Source organism: Halorubrum sp. Hd13, assembly GCF_002252755.1.
Classification (GTDB): domain Archaea; phylum Halobacteriota; class Halobacteria; order Halobacteriales; family Haloferacaceae; genus Halorubrum.
On record NZ_NHOY01000041.1, the window covers coordinates 1 to 4,294 of the forward strand.

The window sequence follows — 4,294 nt, forward strand, 5'->3', positions numbered from 1 at the left end:
CTCGCGGTAGGTCGACCGGACCGCCGATCAGGAGGCGATCCGGTCGACCTACCGCGAGCGGGCGAAACGGCTCCACCCCGACGGGGAAGACGGCGACGAGGAGGCGTTCAAGAAGCTGAACGAGGCGTACGAGGTCCTGAAGAACTGAGCGGCGTCGGTGTCGCCGTCACTCCCGACCGTCGGTGTCGCCGTCACTCCCGACCGTCGGTGTCGCCGTCACTCCCGACCGTCGGTGTCGCCGTCGGCCGCCGTCTCGATCGCCTCCGCGACCGCGTCCGCCGCCGCCGACAGCTCCTCTCGCGTGTTAACGTTCGTGAACGTCCGTTCCGTCGTCCGCGAGCGGATCGCCTCGTCGCCGACGACGACGCGGTCCAGCTCGTCCAGCGCCGCCAGTACCTTCCGGTCGCCGCGGGCGAGCGCGCGGTCGCAGGCGTCGGCCATCGCGTCGGCATGGTAGACCGCCTGCGTCGTCTGAAGCCATCGGTCGTCGAGCCGCGGGACCGCCGCCTCGCGCCCCGCCGCGTCCTCGCGGAGAGACGCGAGGAACCCCGGGTCGACGAACGGCATGTCGCAGGCGACGACGGCGACGTACGCCGAGGGGGCGGCCCGGCAGGCGTTGCGGATCCCGGCCGTCGGCCCGAGGTCGGGCTCGTCGTCGAGCGCCCACGTCACCGGGAGCGCGACCCCCTCCACGGCGGCCGCGATCGCCTCGCGCTGGTCCGGCCGGCAGTTGATCACGAGGTCGTCGACGACGGGGTCGCCGCCCGCGGCGCGGGCCGCGCCCGGCGGGACCGGGTCCCCCCGCCCCGCGAGCCGGTCCGCCACCCGTCGGATCATGGGGGTTCCGGCGAGCGCGGCGACTGACTTGTCGCGGTCGCCGAAGCGGGTCGAGCGACCGCCGGCGACGATGGCTCCGGTCGTCATGACCGGATCTGCGACGGCCGATGACTTCGGCGTTGCGGTGGCGACGAACGGCGGCGTTTCGGGGTCGAATCCCGGCCGCCGAGCGAATCGGTATCCCGGCGAAAGCGACCCGTTAAGTGCCCGGCGACCCACGGATCCAGTATGGCAGAGGCCACCGATCTGGAAGAGCTGAAGCGGGGGACCGAACTGGTCAAGCGCGGCTTCGCGCTGATGCAGAAGGGCGGCGTTATCATGGACGTCGTCAACCGCGAACAGGCCCGCATCGCGGAGGACGCCGGCGCGGTCGCCGTGATGGTGCTGGAGCACGTCCCGGCGGACATCCGTAAGCGCGGCGGCGTCGCCCGGATGCCCGACCCCGAGCGGGTCCCCGAGGTCATCGACGAGGTCTCGATCCCGGTGATGGGGAAGTCGCGCATCGGCCACCGGAAGGAGTCCGAGATCCTGGAGGCGCTCGGCGTCGACATGATCGACGAGTCGGAGGTGCTGACGCCCGCCGACGACGAGTACCACACCGACAAGCGCGACTTCGCGTCGCCGTTCGTCTGCGGGGCCCGCAACCTCCCCGAGGCGCTCCGTCGCATCCGCGAGGGCGCGGCGATGATCCGCACGAAGGGCGAGGCCGGCACCGGCGACGTCAACCAGGCCGTTCAACACCAGCGCACCATCAAAAACCAGATCCGGACGCTCACCGGCCTCAACTACGAGGAGCGCGAGAAGTGGGCCCGCGAGCACGGCGCTCCCCGAGACCTGGTCCACGAGACCGCAGAGGCCGGTCGGCTCCCGGTCGTCAACTTCGCCGCCGGCGGGATCGCGACCCCGGCCGACGCGGCGCTGATGATGTACCACGGCTGTGACGGCATCTTCGTCGGCTCCGGCATCTTCGGCGCGGAGGACCCCGCGGCGATGGGCACCGCCGTCGTCGAGGCCGTCAACAACTGGGACGACCCCGAGGAGCTCGCCCGGATCGCGAGCGGCACCGGCAAGGGCATGAAGGGCCAGTCCAACGAGGACATGCCCGAGGAGGAGAAGCTGCAGGGCCGCGGCGTTTAAGTAGCGAGCTTCGATTTCGGTGCGGGTTCCGCGGACGACGGGAGCGCCGGATATGTGTGAATCGCCGTCACTGAAGCCAAAACGGACGTTTTAGCGACCGGAACTATTACTCACCGGAGGCGAAATAGCAAGCGTATGAACCGACGAGGCTGCCTCTCCGGAGTCGCGGGGTGTCTCGCGGCGACGCTCGCGGGGTGTACCCGGGGAGCCCCCGATGAGGACGGGGGAACCGCCGGCGACGGCGCCGAGACCCCCGGGACGGGCTGTGCGCAGGACCCGGCGACCGCCGGCGACGACGAGGAGCGGTTCCTCGCGGCGAACGAGACCCCCGAGAGCCCCGGTGCCCGAGAGCTCTTGGCCGCCGTCGAGGCGGAGACCGACGGGCTGACCCGGTTCACGGACGACGACGGCACCGAGCGGGTCGGGTTCGATGAAGGCGGAGACGTCTGGGAGCTCAGGTATCGCGGCGCCCCCCACGCCGGGGAGGACCGGTTTCGAGGAGAGATCTCGGCGTTGTCCGCGGCGTTCGCGTCGAACCCGCCGGACGGCGTGTCGCTGTGGGCCACCTCGCTCCACGAGTGCACGACCGGGACGTGGCACGTCTGCGCCGAGGCCGCGGCGGCGTTCGATCGCGGAGAGCTCGGCCGAGAAGCGTTCGTCGACAGGGTCTGGGACACCGCGGAGATCGAGAACAACTGTTGAGCGCGGCTCGTGGCCGACGAGCCGGCGTCCGGTCACCGCCGGATCGCCTACCCCTCCAACACCGTCGACCCTTTTCCGATCCGGGTCTGGTAGGCGCGGGCGTCTATCCCGGCGCCGGAGAAGGCGTCGAGCATCGCGGCGGCGACTCCTCGCCGGCGGTCCTCGCGGCAGACGGCGATGATCGCGGGCCCGGCGCCGCTGACGGTGACGCCCGTCGCCCCGGCGTCGAAGGCGGCGGCGCGCACCTCGTCGTAGCCCGTTATCAGGCGGGCGCGCTCCGGGGTGACGACCGGGTCGGACATGCCGGCGCCGACGAGGTCGGGGTCGGAGCGGCACATCCCGATCGCGAGCGTCGCCGCGTTGCCGACCGTCTCGACGAGGTCCTCCATCGGCGCGCTCTCGGGGACGACCCGACGCGCGTCCCGAGTGGAGACCGCAACGTCCGGGAGACAGACGACGAGGGGGACCGCGGCGTCGACCGCGTGGGTCGCCTCGCTCGTCGTCACCGTGAACCCGCCGAGGATCGAGGGGGCGACGTTGTCGGAGTGGGCGACGCCCGAGACGACCGCCTCCCCCTCCGCGGCGATCGGGACCAGCTCCGAGCGGGAGAGCCCCCGGTCGTACAGCCGGTTGAGCGCGACGGCGGCGCCGGCCGCGCTGGCGGCCGAGGAACCGAGCCCGGAGGCCGGGCGGACCCCCTTGTCGATGTGGATGCGCGCCGGCGCGTCGAGGGCCTCGACGACCGCGCCGACGGTGTTCTTCTCGGGGTCTTCCGGGATGTACTGCGCGCCGACCCCGGTGACCTCGATCGTCGTCTCCGCCGCCTTCTCGACGGTGACGACGTCCGCCGGCCGGGTGAGGGCCGCGCCGAACACGTCGAACCCGCTACCGAGGTTCGCGCTCGTGGCGGGTGCCCGTACCGTGACCATGGCGAGGAGTGTCGCCCGGGGTGCAAAAAGGAGCGGGATCGAACAACGACGGACGGGATCGGCGACCGCCTCCGACCGCGCCGCTGGGCGGGGAACGAGCGAGGAGAGCGGAGACGCCTGAAACGAGTCGCGCGCCGGTCAGCTGTCGGCCATCGTCCACAGCAGCGTGCCGATGAGGATCAGCGGGATACCGATCAGGATGTACGTCTTGGGCATCGTCGTGTACGGCGCGACGAGGAAGATCAGCCCGAAGCCGCCGAAGACGGAGGCGATCACGCGCTGGGACTTCAGCGGCGCGGCTCCGAGCAGCGAGACGATGAACCCGAGCAGTATGACGTGCCCGAGATGGTAATCGAGCAGGAACGTGTCGATAGCCAGCGGCGAGAGCATTCTTGTCCGAAGGTGCGAGGGATTCGCGCATTAAAGTTCCGTTTCTCGCGAGACCGGCGAGGGACGGGCCGACATCCCCCACCGCCCGTTATAAGGACCGGCGGCGTGACCCCCCCACCGTGCGACTCGTTCAGGTCATGATCCCGGCGGGGAAGCGCGCGGCCGTGGTCCGGGCGCTCGACGACGAGGGCGTGGACTACGTCGTCACCGACGAGACGAGCGGGCGCGAGTACACGGCGGTCGCGACGTTCCCGCTCCCGACCGCCGCGGTCGAGCCCGTCCTCGAACGCCTCCGCGAG

The 4,294-nt window shown here is 71.4% G+C and carries 5 protein-coding genes and 2 pseudogenes; 4 read left to right on the forward strand and 3 right to left on the reverse strand.

What is annotated here, in order from left to right; all coding sequences use genetic code 11:
- Positions 1–10: 10 nt before the first annotated feature.
- Positions 11–148: pseudogene (locus tag DJ81_RS05490) on the forward strand (J domain-containing protein); the annotation flags it as partial.
- Positions 149–216: 68 nt separating this feature from the next.
- Here DJ81_RS05490 and DJ81_RS05495 read toward each other — a convergent pair.
- Positions 217–924, reverse strand: coding sequence for a molybdenum cofactor guanylyltransferase (locus DJ81_RS05495; RefSeq protein WP_094524161.1), 708 nt, complete (start codon positions 922–924; stop codon positions 217–219).
- Positions 925–1,065: 141 nt separating this feature from the next.
- On the opposite strand from DJ81_RS05495, the gene pdxS reads away from it, so the two are divergent.
- Together pdxS and DJ81_RS05505 are read left to right on the forward strand one after the other, a co-directional pair.
- Positions 1,066–1,974, forward strand: coding sequence for a pyridoxal 5'-phosphate synthase lyase subunit PdxS (gene pdxS, locus DJ81_RS05500; RefSeq protein WP_094524162.1), 909 nt, complete (start codon positions 1,066–1,068; stop codon positions 1,972–1,974).
- Between the two features lie 135 nt (positions 1,975–2,109).
- On the forward strand, positions 2,110–2,676 hold the full coding sequence (locus DJ81_RS05505) for a hypothetical protein (RefSeq protein ID WP_094524163.1): 567 nt from the start codon (positions 2,110–2,112) through the stop codon (positions 2,674–2,676).
- Positions 2,677–2,723: 47 nt separating this feature from the next.
- Here DJ81_RS05505 and DJ81_RS05510 read toward each other — a convergent pair whose 3' ends face one another.
- Both DJ81_RS05510 and DJ81_RS05515 read right to left on the reverse strand, forming a co-directional pair.
- Positions 2,724–3,605: a homoserine kinase gene (locus DJ81_RS05510; RefSeq protein ID WP_094524164.1), complete on the reverse strand. Its 882-nt coding sequence runs from the start codon at positions 3,603–3,605 to the stop codon at positions 2,724–2,726.
- A 138-nt stretch (positions 3,606–3,743) separates the two neighbouring features.
- Entirely contained in the window at positions 3,744–3,995 is a 252-nt protein-coding gene (locus DJ81_RS05515) for a hypothetical protein (RefSeq protein WP_094524165.1), read from the reverse strand.
- A 119-nt stretch (positions 3,996–4,114) separates the two neighbouring features.
- On the opposite strand from DJ81_RS05515, the pseudogene DJ81_RS05520 reads away from it, so the two are divergent.
- A pseudogene (locus DJ81_RS05520) lies at positions 4,115–4,294 on the forward strand (TIGR00341 family protein); the annotation flags it as partial.

Excerpts from the sequence above, each read along its gene's own strand:
- DJ81_RS05515 (WP_094524165.1), bottom strand. The coding sequence starts at position 3,995 with ATGCTCTCGCCGCTGGCTATCGACACGTTCCTGCTCGATTACCATCTC.
- DJ81_RS05510 (WP_094524164.1), bottom strand. The coding sequence starts at position 3,605 with ATGGTCACGGTACGGGCACCCGCCACGAGCGCGAACCTCGGTAGCGGG.
- DJ81_RS05495 (WP_094524161.1), bottom strand. The coding sequence starts at position 924 with ATGACGACCGGAGCCATCGTCGCCGGCGGTCGCTCGACCCGCTTCGGC.
- DJ81_RS05505 (WP_094524163.1), top strand. The coding sequence starts at position 2,110 with ATGAACCGACGAGGCTGCCTCTCCGGAGTCGCGGGGTGTCTCGCGGCG.
- pdxS (WP_094524162.1), top strand. The coding sequence starts at position 1,066 with ATGGCAGAGGCCACCGATCTGGAAGAGCTGAAGCGGGGGACCGAACTG.